At 41.2% G+C, this 19,424-nt stretch carries 15 protein-coding genes; 7 read left to right on the top strand and 8 right to left on the bottom strand.

All coding sequences use genetic code 11. The features are described 5' to 3' along the window. Positions 1-224: 224 nt before the first annotated feature. On the bottom strand, positions 225-674 hold the full coding sequence (locus AACZ11_RS10685) for a DUF1569 domain-containing protein (protein WP_290627899.1): 450 nt from the start codon (positions 672-674) through the stop codon (positions 225-227). Positions 675-819: 145 nt separating this feature from the next. On the opposite strand from AACZ11_RS10685, the gene radC reads away from it, so the two are divergent. The 6 genes from radC (at position 820) to AACZ11_RS10655 (ending at position 6,289) form a co-directional block, all read left to right on the top strand. After that, positions 820-1,518: a DNA repair protein RadC gene (gene radC / locus AACZ11_RS10680; protein WP_290627901.1), complete on the top strand. Its 699-nt coding sequence runs from the start codon at positions 820-822 to the stop codon at positions 1,516-1,518. Next, positions 1,519-2,817, top strand: a complete 1,299-nt coding sequence (locus tag AACZ11_RS10675) for a hypothetical protein (protein WP_290627903.1) — start codon at positions 1,519-1,521, stop codon at positions 2,815-2,817. Next, complete coding sequence (locus tag AACZ11_RS10670) at positions 2,810-3,499, top strand: YjjG family noncanonical pyrimidine nucleotidase (RefSeq protein ID WP_290627905.1); 690 nt, start codon at positions 2,810-2,812, stop codon at positions 3,497-3,499. The genes AACZ11_RS10675 and AACZ11_RS10670 overlap by 8 nt, the downstream gene beginning before the upstream one ends. A gap of 51 nt (positions 3,500-3,550) precedes the next feature. Next, positions 3,551-4,096, top strand: coding sequence for a hypothetical protein (locus tag AACZ11_RS10665; protein ID WP_290627907.1), 546 nt, complete (start codon positions 3,551-3,553; stop codon positions 4,094-4,096). A gap of 4 nt (positions 4,097-4,100) precedes the next feature. After that, positions 4,101-5,516 carry a DUF5723 family protein gene (locus tag AACZ11_RS10660; protein WP_290627909.1) on the top strand — a complete coding sequence of 472 codons (1,416 nt, stop codon included), beginning with the start codon at positions 4,101-4,103 and terminating at the stop codon, positions 5,514-5,516. A 134-nt stretch (positions 5,517-5,650) separates the two neighbouring features. Beyond that, positions 5,651-6,289, top strand: a complete 639-nt coding sequence (locus AACZ11_RS10655; protein WP_339832414.1) for a hypothetical protein — start codon at positions 5,651-5,653, stop codon at positions 6,287-6,289. A gap of 9 nt (positions 6,290-6,298) precedes the next feature. Here AACZ11_RS10655 and AACZ11_RS10650 read toward each other — a convergent pair whose 3' ends face one another. Next, positions 6,299-7,576, bottom strand: a complete 1,278-nt coding sequence (locus AACZ11_RS10650; RefSeq protein ID WP_290627913.1) for a replication-associated recombination protein A — start codon at positions 7,574-7,576, stop codon at positions 6,299-6,301. A gap of 91 nt (positions 7,577-7,667) precedes the next feature. Between AACZ11_RS10650 and AACZ11_RS10645 the strand changes: the two genes are divergently transcribed. Further along, positions 7,668-8,420, top strand: coding sequence for a rhomboid family intramembrane serine protease (locus tag AACZ11_RS10645; RefSeq protein ID WP_290627915.1), 753 nt, complete (start codon positions 7,668-7,670; stop codon positions 8,418-8,420). Here AACZ11_RS10645 and rlmB read toward each other — a convergent pair. The 6 genes from rlmB to AACZ11_RS10615 form a co-directional block, all read right to left on the bottom strand. Beyond that, positions 8,417-9,163, bottom strand: a complete 747-nt coding sequence (rlmB, locus tag AACZ11_RS10640; protein WP_290627917.1) for a 23S rRNA (guanosine(2251)-2'-O)-methyltransferase RlmB — start codon at positions 9,161-9,163, stop codon at positions 8,417-8,419. The genes AACZ11_RS10645 and rlmB overlap by 4 nt on opposite strands. Positions 9,164-9,231: 68 nt before the next feature. Next, on the bottom strand, positions 9,232-9,774 hold the full coding sequence (locus AACZ11_RS10635) for a hypothetical protein (RefSeq protein ID WP_290627919.1): 543 nt from the start codon (positions 9,772-9,774) through the stop codon (positions 9,232-9,234). An 11-nt stretch (positions 9,775-9,785) separates the two neighbouring features. After that, complete coding sequence (locus AACZ11_RS10630) at positions 9,786-11,339, bottom strand: SusD/RagB family nutrient-binding outer membrane lipoprotein (protein ID WP_290627921.1); 1,554 nt, start codon at positions 11,337-11,339, stop codon at positions 9,786-9,788. Between the two features lie 10 nt (positions 11,340-11,349). Next, positions 11,350-14,502, bottom strand: a complete 3,153-nt coding sequence (locus AACZ11_RS10625; protein ID WP_290627923.1) for a SusC/RagA family TonB-linked outer membrane protein — start codon at positions 14,500-14,502, stop codon at positions 11,350-11,352. 228 nt (positions 14,503-14,730) lie between these two features. Continuing rightward, positions 14,731-16,053, bottom strand: coding sequence for a SusD/RagB family nutrient-binding outer membrane lipoprotein (locus AACZ11_RS10620; protein WP_290627925.1), 1,323 nt, complete (start codon positions 16,051-16,053; stop codon positions 14,731-14,733). 17 nt (positions 16,054-16,070) lie between these two features. Then, the gene (locus AACZ11_RS10615; RefSeq protein ID WP_290627927.1) at positions 16,071-19,349 is read right to left on the bottom strand and encodes a SusC/RagA family TonB-linked outer membrane protein; all 3,279 of its coding nucleotides are present in this window, start codon (positions 19,347-19,349) and stop codon (positions 16,071-16,073) included. Positions 19,350-19,424: the final 75 nt, after the last annotated feature.

Here is a 19,424-nt window from a genome sequence, read left to right as displayed (position 1 = left end):
ATCCTTATTCATTACACCAAAAGATCAAACTCCAAACTGTCGTAAATGGTGGTCTTAATGTTTCAATAGGATCTTGACGCCAAACTCCTAAAATTCGTGCCATAAGCTACAAATTTTAGGTAGTTTGCCACCCCGCACGTGGGTCCTCGTGGTTTTCAGAAGGAATACAAATAATACCATATCTATTTTTCAGCGTTACAATCCTTATTCATTACACCAAAAGATCAAACTCCAAACTGTCGTAAATGGTGGTCTAAATGTTTATACTGCATTTGCCCCCACTGGGCGTTGGTGAAATAACCGAATCCGGGATGCGGTTTCCATGAATCTCGGTCGCGTTCTGCATAGTATTCGGCCATGAGGTCTAACAAATACTGCTTTTCCTTGTCAAAATCTTTGGGTTCTGTCACCACAAATTCTTTGGCGGAACGCAAGTTCTTTTTCCACGGTTTGTCATTGTAGAGCAAGGGTTTAAACCCTTTGATTAAAATTTTCATCAGGAGATTGGGTTTCTTGATAGTCGTTCTCTCCAAAGGGATCTCAAAAGGTTTCTGACAATGATGCAGCATCTGTGCCACATCCATGGATCCCCATGTTCGTTGCGTGTTGGATGTGAGTTTGTCCAGACGGTTTACAAGTTCTTGATAGGCGTCTGCTTCGAAAATTGATTTCATCGCGTAGCATTTTGTGAATAGGAAAGGTACGAACAAAATTTAGTTTTATATCTTTGAGATACTCCTGCCACATAAAGAACACCGGTAGCAACTCCCAAACAATATTCTTATTGAAATCGTATTCATTTTCAGAAGCGAATAAAATATGGGAGAAATAACTACACCATTCTCGATAAAACATTGGAGTGAAAAGGATCGCCCGCGAGAGAAATTACTTCAAAGAGGCCACGCTGTTCTAAGTGATGCCGAATTACTGGCCATTCTTATTGGTTCGGGGAGTCGTAACGAAAGTGCGGTGGCCCTGTGCAAGCGTATTTTGGCTTCGGTAGATAACAACCTGAACCAATTAGGAAAAATGGAACTGGGTGACCTTCTACAGTTCAAAGGGATTGGAGAAGCAAAGGCCGTTACCATCTTGGCAGCACTAGAATTAGGCAGGCGACGGCGTATGGGAGAAGCACTTCAGAAAAAAAAGATCAATTCCAGTGCATCGGTCTTTGAGCTTATGCAACCCATTATTTCTGAACTGCCCCACGAGGAGTTTTGGATCATCTATTTGAACAATGCCAACAAGGTCTTACAAACCGCACAATTAAGTAAAGGAGGGATTACAGGGACCTTGGTAGATGTTAGACTGGCCTTTAAAAATGCATTACAGCTGGGAGCGGTGGCACTTATAGTCGCGCACAATCATCCATCAGGAACACTGCACCCTAGTCAGGCCGATAAGGATTTAACCCAAAAATTAAAAAAAGCGGGAGAAAGTTTGGACATTAAGGTATTGGATCACCTAATAATTACTGAAAAAGCGTACTTTAGCTTTGCAGACGAAAACCTTCTATAAGTGTCCACAGTATTAGTTTACACCCAAAAGGTCACACCCAGGATCACCTATATCTTTAAGCATATTTGTACCAGGATCCTAGGCTTGGAGGTGAATTTTACATCACAAATTGAAGACTTCATTGCCTATGATGGTCCAAAACTGTCCTATGGAAAACAACCCATGGGAAATGAGTTGTTTATTCAAAGTCACGGGTTGCTTACGCAGCAAGGTATCGACAGCGAAGATATTGCGGTAAAGGATTGGGAGGCGACCAAATGTTTCTTTGCAATGGGCGAAAAGAGCGATCTGCCCTTTGATATCTTTTCGGCAGGATTCTACCTGTTAAGCCGTTTTGAAGAATACCTGCCGCATGTAAAAGATGAGATGGGTCGTTTTCCTGCCAACGAAAGTTTGGCCTTCAATAACGGGTTTCTCTCTCAGCCGGTAGTAGATATTTGGGCTTATAAGTTTAAGGCTGTTCTTTTACAGCACTTTCCAAGTCTTGTGTTTTTGCCCAAAAGCATGACTGTTCACAATTTGGTGAAAGCGCGACAGCCCTATGCCTACAATCAACGAGGCGCGTTTCGCTCTTTGGTGGGCTACGGAAAGGACTTGCTGCAATTTAAAATGTCGCGTATACTTGAAAGGTCACGGGTTATCATGGGCCTAAGGCAGGATCCTTTCGATACCTTCGAATGGCTTATTTCTGAAGCTCGAAGAAGCACCAACAAATTAACCGTATTTTTCCTGTTGGGTGAAGCAACCGTATTTGAAGAAAGCATCAATACCTATCGTCAAAAATTCAAGATGTTGCTCAAGTACGTTTCAGACTATAAGGAGGTGGGTCTTATCTTTTCCTTTGATGCATTACAGGATTATGAGATGTTGCGTATTGAAAAGAAACGAATTGAAAGTATCACTAACCGAAGCCTGCAAAGCTCCATGAATGCGCAGTATTTGGTACATCTACCTGAACTGTACCGCAATCTGGTAGAATTAGAAGTGCAAAAGGATTTTACCATGGGCTATGAGAACGAACCGGGGTTTCGGGCAGGTACCTGCACACCATTCCTGTTCTATGATCTGGATTACGAGATCAAGACTCCTTTGATTATACATCCAATTACAGCTTCCACGCGCTCGTTCAAGAATAAGTATGCCTCAGACATTACAAAGAAAATAGATCAACTGTGGACTTCCGTGGCCGAAGTGCACGGCACATTTTCAATTGTTTTCACTAACAGAGATTTCACACCTACGATCGGTAATACGATTTGGCGTGAGCTTTTCTCCAAAAAATTAAATCCAGATGCCTAGTCCTTCCGTTACCGATATTTTCTTTGATCTTGACCATACCTTATGGGATTTCGACCGTAATTCGATGCTGGCATTTCAGCGGGTATTCAAAAAGCACAATATCGATATGGATGTAGGGCAGTTTATAAAGGTATACGAGCCTATTAATTTTGAATACTGGAAACGTTTTCGGGAAGACCGGGTTACCAAGGAGGAATTGCGCCGCGGAAGGCTAACAGATGCCTTTAACTCGTTTAAGATGCGCCTGCCTTTGGAATTAATCGATCTTATGGCTGAAAGCTATATCGTAGAACTGCCCGTAGATAACCACCTGTTCGATGGAACTGAAGAGATCTTAACTTATTTAGCCGAAAGATATGTGCTACACATCATCACCAACGGGTTTCATCAAGTACAGCATTTAAAGCTTAAGAATAGTGGTATTTCTCCCTTTTTTAACACCGTAACCACTTCCGAAGAGGTAGGGTTAAAGAAGCCCAATCCTGTTATATTTCAAAGAGCTCTTGAAAAAGCATCTGTTCAGCCCTCGGTGAGTCTCATGATAGGCGATACGTTTGAAGCAGATATTTTGGGTGCCGAAGCCATTGGGATGCATACATTGTATTATAATTACCGAAATGAAACCGTGCCTCAAGGCTACAGGGCGATCCGGCGTCTCTCAGAAATTAAAAAACATCTGTAATCATAATATTTACGCACCTATTACCGTTAGTTACACGAACAATCCCCAGTCATGAAAAAGAACCTATTATTGCCGGTAGCGGCTGTATTTGTAAGTTTGCTGTTTTTTGCATGCGTAAAAGACACCGATTTCGATCAGGCAGAAGATATTGCCCTAACACCGGTTATTGAATTAGATCTTATCTATTTTAACCTAACAGCATCTAACTTTTTCGATTCTATCAACAATACACCTATTCTCACCGTAACGGATACTACGGATATCCGCTTTTTGGACGATGCTCAAATTCAAGAAAGTTTGCGAAGGGCCGATTTCTATTTCAAATTCTCAAATGGAATTCCTAGAAGCTTTCAAGTGGATTTCCAATTTTTAAGTGAAACCAACGACACTACATATACCACACAAACCAATGTGACGCAAGGAACACCCCAAGATCCTGTTATCACAGAATTTGAAGAAGTGGTCGAAGGGGATGATATCACCCGGTTGACAGCAGCTTCAAAAGTGGTGGTTTCGGTAACAATACCGTCTTCCAACGAAACCTTGGAAGGAACCCTGAACCTACAATCTAAAACAACCTACTACCTGGAATTTTAATACAATGCGAGATCTAGTAACATGTATCATCGCCCTATGGGCGTTCACGTCTATTGCACAAAACAAGCAGCTTATCTACGGGGTTGAGGAAATTCCTCAATCGCTGTTGCTTAATCCGGGAGGGAAAGCACCCCAACGGATGCATTTTGGGATCCCATTCTTGTCGCATCTGCATGTTAACGGTGGTGCTTCCGGTGTTTCGGTCTATGATATTTTTGGTAAGTCGAACGTAGATATCAACACACGTATACGAAACAAGATATTTGAAATGGAGAACACAGATTTCTTTACGGCAACTGAACAGTTAGAACTCATAAATTTTGGTTGGCGCGCTAAGAATGACATTTTCTTTTCCGGCGGAATCTACCAAGAGTTCGACTTTGTGTTTTACTTTCCAAAAGACTTGGCGATCTTGGCCTGGGAGGGAAATAGAGATTATTTAGATTATGAGTTCGATCTTGGCGAGGTGAGTACAACAGGCGACTTCATGACCGTTTTTCATTTCGGTACCAACAAGCAAATCACAGATAAACTCACTGTAGGTGCCAGGGCAAAGCTATACTCCAGTATGATAAGCTATCGCAGTACAAACAATACCGGAACATTTGTTACTCGATTGGGCGATGGAAGTGTTAATATTTATGAGCATACGGTTCAAAATGCCAATGTCACGGTAGAAACTTCCGGATTTGCCTCCTTACGGGACTTAGACGGAGCCTCCCAAGTAACCAATGAGATCTTAGGGAGAGCTTTCTTTGGCGGGAACATTGGGTTGGGACTCGATTTGGGGGCAACCTACGACATCACGAATAATCTTACAGCCAGTGCCAGTGTCTTGGATCTAGGAACCATTTTTCATTCCAATGATGTAGAAAGCTATCAGGCAAGCGGGACTTATACACTCGATGGCATTGAGCTAATTTTTCCGCCGCTCGTAGACGGACAAGGTACTTTGCCATACTATGATGATCTAGAGGATGAGATCGAGCGTGAAATTCCCATTGATACACTCACCAATTCATACACACAAATGCGTCCGTTAAAAATAAATGGAGGTCTTACGTATAAATTTGGTCGTATTGTAGGGAAGGGAGGAGAGTGCGATTGCAGAAATCCCGGCGGTAGTATTGACAGGAATCAGTCGGTTGGGATACAACTCTACAGTATCTTCAGACCAAAGGCGCCACAAACAGCAGCAACAGCTTTTTATTACAGACGTTTTACCGACTATCTTTCGGCCAAGGCAACGTATACGGTAGATCCCTATTCCTCATCAAATGTGGGTTTAGGACTGGTTGCAGACATTGGTAAATTCAACTTTTATATAGCGGCGGACAATTTACTTCGGTATGGAAACCTTGCAAAGGCAAAAAGCCTATCTTTACAATTAGGATTTAATATAAAATTTGACGAAGAATGAAACGATTTGGTCTTGTTGTATTTGTAACATTATTATTTTGTGTTACTGGGAATGCGCAAAAGAAAATAACTGATTACTCTTATGTAGTCGTTCCGTCCGCCTTCGATTTTTTGAAAGAACCCGATCAATATCAAATGAACTCTCTTACAAAGTTCTTGTTGAACAAAAAAGGGCTAACAGCCGTATTCGAAACAGAACTGCCTAACATCCCCCGTTGTGATGTCTTGTGGGCAGATGTAGAAATGGCACCGGGCTTTATTTGGACACGTGCAGCTGTAGTTTTAAAAGATTGCAAAGGGAATGAGGTATATAGAAGTGAGAAAGGGCGAAGCAAGTTCAAAGAATACAAGAAAGCGTTCCAACATTCACTTCGAAATGCATTTAAAACATTCGATCCTAATGCGGTTTTGACCGTTGCTGCTTCAGCTTCGGAAGGAAGCGAAACTTCCAATACCTTATCTGTTTCAGAAAAAGAAGTACCAAATGATGTTAGCGTAGTTCTTTCCGAAGCCAAACCAATAAGCATCAACAGGAATGTTATGTATGTCTATGGCGACTACACCTTACAAACATTGGAAGCCGGCTATTCCATTCTATATAAGAATGAGAAGATAGGTGAATTGGTTCCTACCTCACGTCCTAATAATTTTTTAGCCAAGACTACGATGTTCAATGGAATTGGATATATCGTGGACCAAGGCATTGTAATTGAACGCGAAGTGGAAGGCATGGTAGAACTTGTTCCCATGCCATTCGAAATGGTTAACAACTAAGGTAAGAATTCAATATCCGTATTTGTCTTTCCAAAGTGACCTAAGGTAGTTTCGCAGTACATTTTCTTTTGAATTCGCACCCGGATCATAGAGTGTAGTACCCTTTATCTCGTCAGGCAAAAATTCATGTGGCACGAAATTCCCTTCATAATTGTGCGCATATTCATAATTCTTACCGTAACCCAGATCCTTCATAAGTTTGGTTGGTGCATTTCGAATAGAAAGAGGCACCGAAAGATCGCCGGTTTGCTTCACCAATTGCTGCGCTTTGTTTATAGCCGCATAAGATGCATTGCTCTTTGGGGAAGTCGCCAAATAAATAGTGCACTGGCTCAATATAATTCGAGCTTCGGGGTAGCCTATGATATTGACCGACTGGAACGTAGTATTTGCTAAGACAAGCGCCGTAGGATTCGCATTTCCAATATCTTCCGAAGCCAAGATCACGAGTCTACGTGCAATAAATTTCACATCTTCACCACCTTCAATCATTCGGGCTAACCAATACACAGCAGCATTTGGGTCGCTGCCACGAATGGATTTAATAAAGGCCGAAATGATATCGTAATGTTGCTCTCCCGTTTTGTCATATAGCACCGTATTCTTCTGTACTTTTTGCTGCACCATCTCATTGGTGACAACGATGGGTTCTTGCGCTTCTGAAAGCACCACCAGTTCAAGAATGTTCAATAGTTTGCGAGCATCTCCCCCCGATAAGCGTATGATAGCCTCTGTCTCTTGCAATTTGATCTTCTTTTGGGCGAGCAGGGTATCTTTTTTAATAGCGCGCTTTAAAAGTGCTTCCAGGTCGGTTTTACTGAAAGCTTCCAGCACATAGACTTGACATCGCGATAACAATGCAGGTATGACCTCGAAACTGGGGTTTTCGGTAGTAGCACCAATAAGTGTGATCCACCCCTTTTCTACTGCTCCTAACAACGAGTCCTGTTGCGACTTGCTAAACCTGTGAATCTCATCTATAAATAGAATAGGGTTTTTGGTTGAGAACAAGGTGTCACTCTTCTTTGCTCTTTCAATAACTTCGCGAACGGCCGCTACACCACTGTCTACGGCACTTAATGTGTAGAAGGGTCTGTCGGTTTGTTGGGCGATGATCGAAGCAAGCGTCGTCTTGCCTGTTCCCGGAGGACCCCAAAAAATGATGGAAGATAGCATCCCGGAAGCCAATTGAGCACGCAAGGCTCCTTTTGGACCAATTAAATGCTGTTGGCTCAAATAGTCTTCTAAAGATTTCGGTCGGATGCGTTCTGCCAGTGGTGCACTCATAAGGGAGTAAAATTACAATTTTTATCCCTTCGCGAACCTGACAATTTATCATACATTTGAGGAAGGGAGCATTTTTTGAATAAGGAAGAATATGGCGACAAAGAATCAATTGTACTTTTCGAACGAAGTGATTGGATACCCCATTCTCTTCGTAGCGATTCTTTGGATCGTATTCTGGGCGGAGATGCGCTTTGGGTGGAATTTTAATTTCTTGGGCATCTTTCCGCAACGTTGGGAAGGACTGCGAGGCATTATTTTTGGCCCCATGATCCACAGCAGTCTGAAACATCTTTTTAATAATTCGGTACCATTATTAGTGCTTTCTACAGCGCTGTTCTATTTTTACCGAAGCATCCGCTGGAAAGTCCTCATAATTGGGTTGTTAATTACGGGAATACTCACATGGCTTATTGGCAGACCGGCCTTGCACATAGGAGCAAGTGGTGTCGTTTATATGCTGGCGGCGTTCCTTTTCTTTAAAGGCGTATTTTCAAAACAATATCAGCTTACAGCCTTAGCATTTATTGTAGTTTTTCTCTACGGAAGTTTGCTTTGGTATGTTTTTCCCATAGATCCGAAGATATCATGGGAAGGACATCTTTCGGGTTTTGCGGTAGGGATCGCTTTTGCTTTTTTGTTTAAGGAACACCCTATTACCAATAAAAAATACGAATGGGAAGACAAAGATTATAACGAAGAAGACGATCCTTTTTTAAAGCATTTTGACGAGAACGGTAATTTTATAGAGCGACTCGCCGAAGATGAAAATCCTATGGAGTCATCACCGCGCATTACGGTGCGTTATACGCTTCGGAAGGATGCTTCCAAAGATACCGACGTCTAATCATTGCCCATTCGTTGGCGAACTACTTCATACAAGAAAGCACCGCAAGCCACCGAAACATTCAACGAATTGATCTCTCCCAACACTGGTAGGGAAGCATTCTCATCCACCAAATGCAATACAGATTTTGAAACTCCTTTTCCTTCAGATCCCATGATAAGTGCCAGAGGCTTGTTGAGTTCCAAGTCATACAAACTTTTTTGTGTCTTCTCTGTGGCAGCCACTGTGGTAATACCGGAACCTTGAAGGTAAAAGATGGCATCTTTAATATGGTCTACCTTACAAATAGGGATGTTGAAAATAGCACCTGCCGATGTCTTTACGGTATCGCCACTCACGGGCGCACCACCTTTTTTCTGAATAATTACAGCATCCACACCGGTACATTCTGCGGTTCTTAGGATCGCTCCAAAATTTCGCACGTCACTTATTTGGTCCAAGACCAAGAACAACGGGATCTTTTTAGAAGAGAGCACTGTTTCCACGATTGTTTCTAGATCGTGAAAGGCAATAGGGGAGGTTACGGCCACAACACCTTGATGGTTTCCCCGAGTAAGTCTGTTAAGTTTTTCAACCGGAACGTGATTAATGGTTACACCCTCTTTTTCGAGTGTATTCACAATCTCTTCTAGTTTCGTGTTGGGACTGTCTTTTTGAATGTAGACCTTGTCGAGAACAATATCGGACTTGATTGCTTCTAAAACAGGGTAGATCCCAAATATGGTGCTTTCTTTTTTATTCATATTGAAAAAAATACCGCTGCTTGCTAAAGTGCAAAACAGCGGTATAAAATTAAGTAAATTTTATGGGCTTATTGGTTCAAAGGCCACTCATAAAAATATGCGTGACGCTCAAAGACCAAAAAGTCTTCAAAATTGGAAGGGTCATCCACAACATGGCCATCTGCATCGACACTGCGACCTCTAAAATAAACGCTTCCCGTTTCCAAATTCGATACAGGAACACCTAAGGCGGTAGCCACATCTTGTTTGGTAAAGATCAATTCGGTAGGGAAGGTCGTTATGGTTGCCAGCAAGGCATCAGTCTCCAAAGGTGCAGTAGAATCATTGCTGTCAAAACCTACGTATACCTCATGGGAAAGAATATTAGGGTCTTGAGACCGGTATTCGATTCGCACTTGATTTCCGTTGTTTTCTGCAACAAGTCTAAAATTCCAAAAATTATTCCCAATGATCCCTTCCAAATCCTCGTTTCGGTCTTGGATAGCGACATACGGATAGTTGGAAAGATCGTTAAAGATCGTATCTCCAAAAGGGGTTTCGTCGTTGTTGCAAGAGGAAAAGGATACTCCTGCAAGAAGCGCACACATGATTATAAAACTAATTTTTTTCATATCGATAGATTTTAAAAGTCAAGGTTAAATGTTGTGCCTTCTGCCCACCACACTTTTTCACCTACTGAGGCTTTTTGCACTGCATCCGGATTGTTGTTGTTATTCACGTAAATTGCAGGATACAACATGCTATTTGTAAATGTCCCGGGATTAGGAACTACCGAAGGAGCGAGATCTGAGGGATAGCTCGTTCTGCGGAAGTTATTATAGATCTCTATCCCATTGCCCCAGGCAGATTTGTAATATTCGGTAATGATCACATCCAATTTAGCTTCATTTCCTGAAGCAGCATTGAAACGAGCAATAGCATCACTTACATAAGCGTCAACATCAGCCTGTGTAGGTTCAGGTGCTCCCGATGGAATCGCAAAAGATTGAAAATTCATTACTTTACTAATAGAGGCGCGAATACCATTTTCCATTGCAGTTAAAGCCGCTCCGCTATTGTTGTTGAGCATTAATTGTGCTTCGGCAATAAGGAATTGGGTAAAGGCATTGGTCATGATAATAGAGGAGCCTGCGCCTGCCGCACCTTGACCGGCATTTGTTGCACCTGTTGACCCATCATTATACTTACCCCCAACCGGATACAGACCGTGAACTGTGATAAGCGGAAAGTCTGCAGCAACATTGGGTCCGGCATCGCCGTGTTCCCGAGCAAATATTTCACCATTTTGCAGGTAGAAATAATAATTGAAGCGTGGATCACCTTGCATTCTTCGAATAAATGGCGCAGCCATATAGATTCCGGCGCCACCTACATATTGACTTTGGAACAATGGATGTCGACTCTCGGGTTCATCAGCCGTGTCGGAATAATTGAACTGAAAGTCTTGGTTGTTCTGAGAAATAAAATTTCCTCCTCCAATCACTTGATTGGCTTGACTTGCTGCATTTGAATTGTTAAGCCTAGATGATACTGCCAATTTAAGTAAGAGTGAATTTGCAAGACGTTTCCAATTGTCCATATTTCCGCCATAGAATATATCGGAAGGCAAATCTACACTTCCCCCTGCATCTATACGTTGGATAGAATTTAAAAGGAGCTCTCTGGCATCGGCATAAATAGCACTACCTTCGTCCCGTCCCGGATTAAAGTTGTCACTTCCTTGTAAGGCTTCAGAATAGGGGACATCTCCAAAAGTGTCTACCAATGTAACAATTACATAGGCTTCCATGATCTGGGTGGCGGCTATGATATTATTTCCGTTGATATCTTCAGTTTCCAGTGCAAACGCCAATTCTTTTAATTGTTTCGTTTCAATTAGACAGTTGGCATATGCATTGATCCAAACACCATTAAAAGAATCAGAGTCAAATTGACTTGCATAGAAGGGAGAGTTTCGCATCAATTCCATTCGGGTCACCGTAGCAACGTTAAACTGCAGTCCTTGAAAGAAACTGTTAAATCCTAGCTGACTGGCATTGAATAAAAACTCAATATTTGCTTCATCTGCTCCAAGGTTACTTGGGTCTTCGGTAAGATTCGTATCAATGGTTTCGCATGATACTGTGAGAAACATCAGCAGTAATGCGATAAATTTTATGTGAATATATTTTTTCATAATATGTTTTTTAGAATGATGCTTTTATACTAAGACCAATTCTTCGCGATGAAGGGCTGGTTCCACCTTCGATACCGGCGCCGTTGCTATTCACTCCTGTACCAATAGAGTTGGTGTCTAAATTAATGCCGTCCGGTGCGTTTAATGCTTTGTAATATAAGTTCTCACCTACTACTGCAATGGAAAAATAGCCGAAAGGTGTTTGATCTAAGACCTTATCCGTAAAACGATAAGTGAGGGCTACTTCTTGAATTCTAATAGTGGTACCATCGAAAATCCCAAATTGATCCGGCCCGTTGTTGTATTCGTTGAAAAGTGCATCTCCAGCACTTATCACTACCTCGTTCGGTTCTCCGGTTGTTGTATTAATTCCCGGGAGGACATATCCTACATTTTGAAGTCCGTCGCCGTCTGTTGTTAGCCCTCGTCCCAATAGAGATCGAGCAGTAGAGGAGTAGATATCACCTCCCTGTCTGTATTGTACGTTTGCAGTAAGCGAAAGGTTTTTATACCGCACTGCAGTAAACATAGAGGCAATCCAATCTGGGTTCGGGTCACCAATAATGGCGATATCATCAGCAATCTCGTACTGACGACCGTTTGTAAGATAGTTACCATTTTCATCGGTAGCAATAACCTCTCCTAAGATAATGTTTACAGGCTGTCCTTCTACTAAATAGTTTCCTAGTGTTCCGAAAACTGCGACAGGAAAACGATCCTCTTCCAGTTTCGTCACTTCTGAATCGTTCTTTGTAAAGTTACCACCAATGTCGAATGAAAAATCATTTGTTTTAATGGCAGTTATATTTAACTCAAGTTCTATTCCATCCACTTGAAATTCATTCACATTTTGGGGAGAAGAAATAAATCCGGTAGAAGGATCCAGATTTCTAGTGAAAATAAGGTCACTTGTCACTCTCTTGAAATAGCTGGCATCGAAGGAGATACGATTCTTCCAGAATTTTGATTCAAACCCGAACTCGTACTCTTCGATTAAGGCAGGCCCTAATTCTTTATTAGCCAATGTATTACTAATTGCATCTGTGTTGATAATATCTCCATTAGCGGTTACAAAAGAGCTAGAATTAGAATCGATTGTTTGAATGGTTGGATAGGGTATGAATAACCCAAATAAACTGGTCCCCGGTACGTTGAAATCGGCAGACGTTCCATAATTGGCGCGTATTTTGAAATAATTAAGCGCATCGCCTTTTAGTCCTTTAAAGGCTTGTGTGGGAATAAACGAAAGTCCTACGCCCGGATAGAACTGTGAATTGTTCTCAAAATTGGAGGTCCAATCGTTTCGGGCACTGGCGGTCAAGAACAAGTAATTATTATAATCAAATGTTGCTTGTGCCAAAATTCCCGGCCTATTTAGTGCGTATCTGCCCGATATTGCAGATTGCTCTTCAAAAAAATCATGCTCTAAAGCATCAAATACAGTTTGTCCCGTACTATTTGTAGCCTCGAATGTTTCTTCGGTTCTGCTGATATCCACACCGACATTTGCACTAATTCCGAATTGATCTTTGGCAAATCGATCTTCCATATTTAATAAGAAAGCATGTGTAAAAAGTGTTTGTCGACGCGCACTGGTTGTTAGAGCACCTGTAGTGTTTGCGGCATCTGTACTTCCTCTATTAATATAGATCTTTCGTTGTTCAATGCCAACATCTGTTCCAAAACGATAGGTGGCCGACAGCCATTCTGTTAAGTTAACACTGGCTGATACTTGACCGTAAATACGATTTACATCTTCTTCCACACCGGAGTTGTTAACGTACCAATACGGGTTGGAAGCACCAGAGTCGTTTTGAAAATTAATTTCTTGTCCGGTAAGCGGGTGTTGTGAAGGCCATCCCGCAAGATCTATACTTCTTGGAGTATTTAATAAACCGGTAAAAATCGGCCCGGTAAAGGGGGAAGTAAAATCAACACGTGAGTAATTTAGGGTTGACGAAACATTTATTTTATTTGCCAAGTTCCCGTTACCGCCAACAGATAATGTGTTTCTGCGCAAGGTATTGCCGGGCAAGAATCCTTGATCGTCTAAGTTACCAACAGATAGATTATAGCCAAAATTTTCGGAACCTCCGTTTACACTAGCGTTTATATTTTTAACAATTCCTGTTCTAAAGAAATTCTCTTGAGATTTATAGTTCTTGTAATCTACTCTGGAATCCACTTGGTCCGGAAACCCATCGTTAAAAATAGGACTATTAAGAGAATAGGGGTGTGAGATTTGTCCTTGGGCATCCACGTTTCCGTAGTCCCATCTACCAAAGGTAGCGCCCCAGTTTCCGAAGAAATTGTAATAGGCGTCATAATATCCTTGTCCGCGCTCGTCGGTAAAATCGGGTAGGGAGGCGATCTCATTATAAAATGTAGAGACGGTAAGGGTAACTTCGGTTTGTTTATTTCTATTACCCCCTGAACTACCGGCTTTTGTTGTAATAACGATCACACCATTTTTACCATCCGCACCATAAAGCGTAGTTGCACTTAAGCCTTTTAAAACGTTTACGGTCTCAATACTATTTGGATCAATATCCAAAGAACGACTCGTTCCGGAGAACCCGGTTCCGTTTGTGTTTGAATTGAAGCGAACACCATCTACCACATAAAGCGGTTGATTATTACCGGTTGAGGTAAGTCCGCGAATGGTGATGCTAGAACCTGCACCCGAGAGACCACTGGCATTAATGATATTAACACCTGCAGCTTTTCCTTGAAGAATTTTGGTGATATCACCAGTAGCACGTTGTTCTATGTCTTCTGATGAAATAGATGTAACGGCGTAACCAAGTGCCTTTTTCTCTTTTTTAATTCCCAAAGCTGTTACAACCACTTCGTCCAATTCTGAAGCACTTTCATTCAAAGTTACGTTGATAGTGCTTCTAGCCGGCGTGATCTCAATCTCTTGAGCGGTAAAACCGACGTAGGAGAACACCAATACATCACCGTTGTCGGCAACAATCGAATAATTTCCGTCAAAATCGGTTTGTGCTCCGGTAGTGGTACCTTTTAATATAATGTTTACTCCGGGTAAAGGTAGCCCCGAATTGTCGCTGACAGTACCTGTAATTGTTCTTTCTTGTGCAAGAGAAGTGAACGAAATACTAAGAAACGTCAAACAAAAGATCCAGAATAGTTTTGTTTTCATATTCGCTGTTTTAGAATGTAGTACAAATGTGGCGATTCTATGAATCTAATACAAAAAAAATGTTAAGAAAATTAACAAGATATATAATATTAACACAAAAACATATAGCTTTGATAAAATGAAAAACTGGGTTTTCGATTTATAATCTAAGTAGGTAAGAAAAAATCGAAACGTTTAAAAACAAAAAAGCCACTACATCGTAGTGGCTTTTCTTTTTTTTCCAATTTTCTATTGATTTACTGGTGTTGGTGTAAACAAAGTAGGAATTGGTTGTGGCGTATTTGGGTTCACATCCAATTCGGTTTGTGAATACAGAAAACGTTCAGGTAATTGACTACCTGTCTTTAATGGTACACCTAAAATATTATCTGTTCTCGTTAGGTCATGCCATGTTTGAGGAGAAGGGTAAAGTGTAATGTACTTCTCTTCTAAGATATGTAGTAACAACGTACCTCCGGTTGCAGCCGAGGGAGGAAATCCACCACCATACTGAGCATCTAATGCAGCTCTTACGGAATTTAGGGTGTTTTGTGCTAAAGTGTTGTTTCCACCTCTTTGAGCAGCTTCAGCAAGAATTAATTGTGTTTCATACCAAGAAATAATAGGTAAAGACGCATCTTGAGCCATTAACTGACCTTCAGTAGTTCCAAAGTTACCATTGTCTCTGTAATAGAATGCATATCTCGCAGCTTCTCCCGGAGTAGCTAATAACCTATTAGCCGAACCACTAGGATCGATAAGCTCTTGTAAATAACTACCTACCGGAGTAGTGTTAGCGGGTCTAGCAAGAACTGTAAAATTATACCAAAAATTTTGAGCTCCAGTAGCACTTGTATGTAATGAGAAGAAATCTCCACCTACATTAGAAATACCGGCTTGGGCTTCTGAAAGGGCCATGGGATAATTTTTGGAAATCATATAATATCGGGCCTTAAAGGAGTGTGCGATTTGTCCTAAGGTAGAAGTACTTCTAGTAGAGCCATTTTCGTCACTAATATACAAAGTAGAACCCCCGGCAGCCGCGATAGCATCATCCAATAAAGTTTGAACATGAGCCAATACACTCGCTTGAGCATCATATACAGGAAAATCAATCCCTGCTACTGAAGCTTCAGAATCCGGTACAGCACCAAAAGAAGTAGCCATTTCCCCTAAGAAATAAGCTTCAAGCATAGCGGCCGTTGCGAACGCATCATTGTCTTCTTCTTCTAATGCCTGCTCTTTAGCTAATCGTACTGTTTTTATACCTTCTACATAAATGTTGCTCCATAAAGCATCAAAGTCGGTAGGGGTAAAACGATATTGTTCATATCCAATCCATTGTGCATCGGCACCGGTAATTGAATTAGACATGATTCCCGCGTATCGAGAAGCATCACTTTCTGCAAGATAGGTAGCAACCAGTTCTGCTTGCGAGATTAGGTTTACGGTAGGTACAGAACCTACGGTATTTGGATCATCTTGATAATTTGTTTCTGTAACCAATTTCTCGCAAGAAAAAAGGAGCACCGAAATGGTTGTTAGAAGCAAAATTGATTTTATATTTTTCATCTTTCTATTTTTTTAAATTATAGTCCTAAACGTAGGGTGAATTGATAACTAGCCGTAGATGGGTTGGTGAAGTATTCCAAACCTCTTCCTTTAGAAGCACCAGTCAAGTTGTTATCAGGATCGAAACCTTCAACGTCAGACCAAGTTACTAAATTTCTTCCGGAAATCGCTAAGCTAAGAGACTCTAAGCCTACGTGCTCGATCAAGCGGGTAGGGAACGAATAGGTAAGCGATACTTGACGTAATTTCACATAAGAAGCGTCTTCAACATAAAGTTCAGAAGAACCATTGAATCCACTTGCTGTTCCACCGTTATACCATGCTTGGTCTAATAGTACAGTTCCTGCTCCAAAATCATCCAAATTACCACGTACCGTAAAACTACCGTCAGCATTTTGTTGGGCGTTTGGAAGATCGGCAATAGCGATCCCTTGGAAGTTAACAATGTTCGCCGCATCTGCCGCAGAAACTGTAACTTCGTTGGCAGTGATAGAGGTTACACCAAAGTGATTTAATACACCTAAGGTACCATTCCATACATCCATACCTTGTCTGAAATCGAATAGGGCAGCAAGTTCAAAACCTTTGTAAGCGATCTCGGTTCCAAGACCTCCAATCCAATCCGGGTTAGGATCTCCAAGAACTTCTTCACCTTCAGTAGAGATTACAGGGAATCCAAAATCGTTCAATTCAAGATTACCGTTCTCATCTCTCAATAGAGGCTCTCCTGCAAATACCGCAAAAGGTTGACCATCATATACCGAAGAGGCAGATCCTGTGAATCCGTTCAGGGTTGTAAGCAATTCACCATTACCGTCAGGACTCATTACCAAGTTGTCATTCATACTGTAGTTGGCATTGATCTTCCATGAGAAATCTTCGGTTTGAATCAGCGTTGCACTCATGTCTAATTCAATACCCTTATTGGTAATTGTTGCCGCATTACTGTTCAAATTAGTAAAACCAGAGGATGGAGCAACTACAATGGGTAGTAACACATCTTCGGTCTTACGATCGTAATACGTACCGTTAAGTGAAAGTCTATTATTGAAGAATCGTAAATCTACTCCTCCTTCAACCTCTTTTACTCGTTCAACTACTAAGTTCGGATTTCCTTGTGTGTTTTGCAATGAAGATACACTACCGTATTGGTCTCCCGCAATAGAGTCACCCCATGAAGATCCTACACCGCCCCCAACAAATCCACTACTCAAAGAGTAAGGTATTGGTGCAACTGCTACTTCACCGTAGGTTCCTCTCAACTTACCAAAACTTAAGAAGTTATTCTCTCCAATGACTTCAGAGAATTTCCATCCTAATGAGACCGCAGGATAGTAAAAGTTTTGATCCGGTAACGTAGAAGATCTGTCCATACGTCCTGTTAAGTTGAAAAGCACTTGATTGAACAATTCTCCTTCGATCAATACATACGCACCAACTTGTTTAGAGTAATTAGTGTTGTTGAAAGCAGTGATATTTTCGGCAGCTGCATTTCCTACATCAATTAAGTCAGATAATGTAACGAAAGGGTTAACAAAATCTGTAGCACTTGCTGCAAATTGTTCCAATCTATTATCTTCATACGTAGTACCTAGGATCCAGTTAAAATTGAAATTATCTGAAATATCATGGTTAACACTTAAGAAAGCAGTTGCATAGTCTGAAGTAACAAAACGTTCGTCTTGAGCAAAATAACCTGCTCCGTTACCAATATTCGTAGCTGAGTTGAAAGGAAAGAATTCTCTTCTTCTGTCTCTATATGAATCTTTATTGTAACGTGCTGTTACAAATACATTGTCACTGAACTTGTATGTAAGTTCAGGCGACATAGTGATACGATCTACGCTAATAGTATTGGATTGTTCATTTACAGTCCATAATGGGTTGTTGTATACTGGAATTGGTCCTAACGGGTTTCTATACCCTCTTTGGGCATTAATGATCGCATTACCTTGCGCATCAAAGGCAGTTCCTTTATAATCTCGGTTGTCGAAATCTGCAGGAGTTCTTAATAATCCGAGATATAGTCCATTAAGATTCGATCCGGTTTGAATTGCATCTGATTCAGTTTTAACGTACGCTGCAGAAACTCTACCGGAAAGCTTATCAGAAAAATTAGTAGTGTTATTAAAACGCATGGATCTTCTAACATAATTAGACCCATTTTTAATAATACCTTCTTGATTCCATTCGCTGGCACTAATATAGGTATTGCCGTTTTCTCCGGAATGTTGTAAGCTGAGGTCATTCTCGAACGTAAGTCCTGTACCAATTACCGCATCGAAATTAGATTCTAAAAAGGTTTCTCTAGACCTTTTTTCAATAATTGGATAATAGATAGTTCCGTCTAATGCTTCAAAACGTTGTAGGCTGCTTGTGTCTACTAAATCGGGTCCACCCGGACGACTTGCGATAAGATCACCCCATGCTCCATTGAAATTTGAAGCCATTCCATTAGTACCTTGACCATATTTCTTTTGAAGGTCCCAACGCTCATTTACCTCATCTACATAAATACTTGATTTGTAGTTAAGATTCCATTTTCCGGCAGTTCCTCTACCAGATTTTGTTTTAATTACGATCACCCCGTTTGCTGCACCAGTACCGTAAATGGCAACTGCTGAAGCACCTTTTAGAACACTTACAGATTCGATGTCTTCTGCCGGGATATCGTTTAATCGCGATTGCTCGGATACTCCATCAACACCGGCTCCAAAATTAAAGTTGTTAATTAAAACCCCATCAATTACGTAGAGCGGTTCATCATCACCTTGGATAGTGTTCGCTCCACGAATTTGGATAAATGCACCCGCACCCGGATCTCCACTACCTCTAACAACATTCACACCCGAAGTCTTACCGGCCAGACCAGTTGCAACCCCTATTTCACCCGATCTAGTGATAGTTTCAGATTGTACTGTTGTGGTCGATGTAAGGTCATCATCCTTTTTACGTGTTAAACCGATCGCATTAATGATTACCTCGTTCAATACAGCTGCATCTTCCTGAAGGAGGACATCTATGCTATTGGAGGCGCCTGTAATTGGGCGTTCAACAGTAGTAAAACCAACATAACTAAAAACCAATGTTTGACCTACACTCGCTTGAATCGAGTAGTTTCCGTCAAAATCGGTTTGAGTACCGCTGTTTGTACCTTTTACGACGATGTTAACTCCAGGCAGGGGCAGACCAGTATTGTCGCTCACCGTACCGGAGATTGTTTTTTCTTGTGCGAACGTGAGTTGCACGACAAACGCCAATAATAGCGTTAAGATTCCACTAAACTTTGTTCTCATTTTATAATTTATTTGAATTAGCCAATGCCAAAAATCATAATAAAAAGTTAAATACACAACTTTTTAAACCTAAAT

This window comes from uncultured Altibacter sp. (genome assembly GCF_963972995.1).
Classification (GTDB): domain Bacteria; phylum Bacteroidota; class Bacteroidia; order Flavobacteriales; family Flavobacteriaceae; genus Altibacter.
The sequence above is the reverse complement of the archived record's forward strand: the minus strand, read 5'-3'. Positions and strand labels throughout refer to the sequence as shown.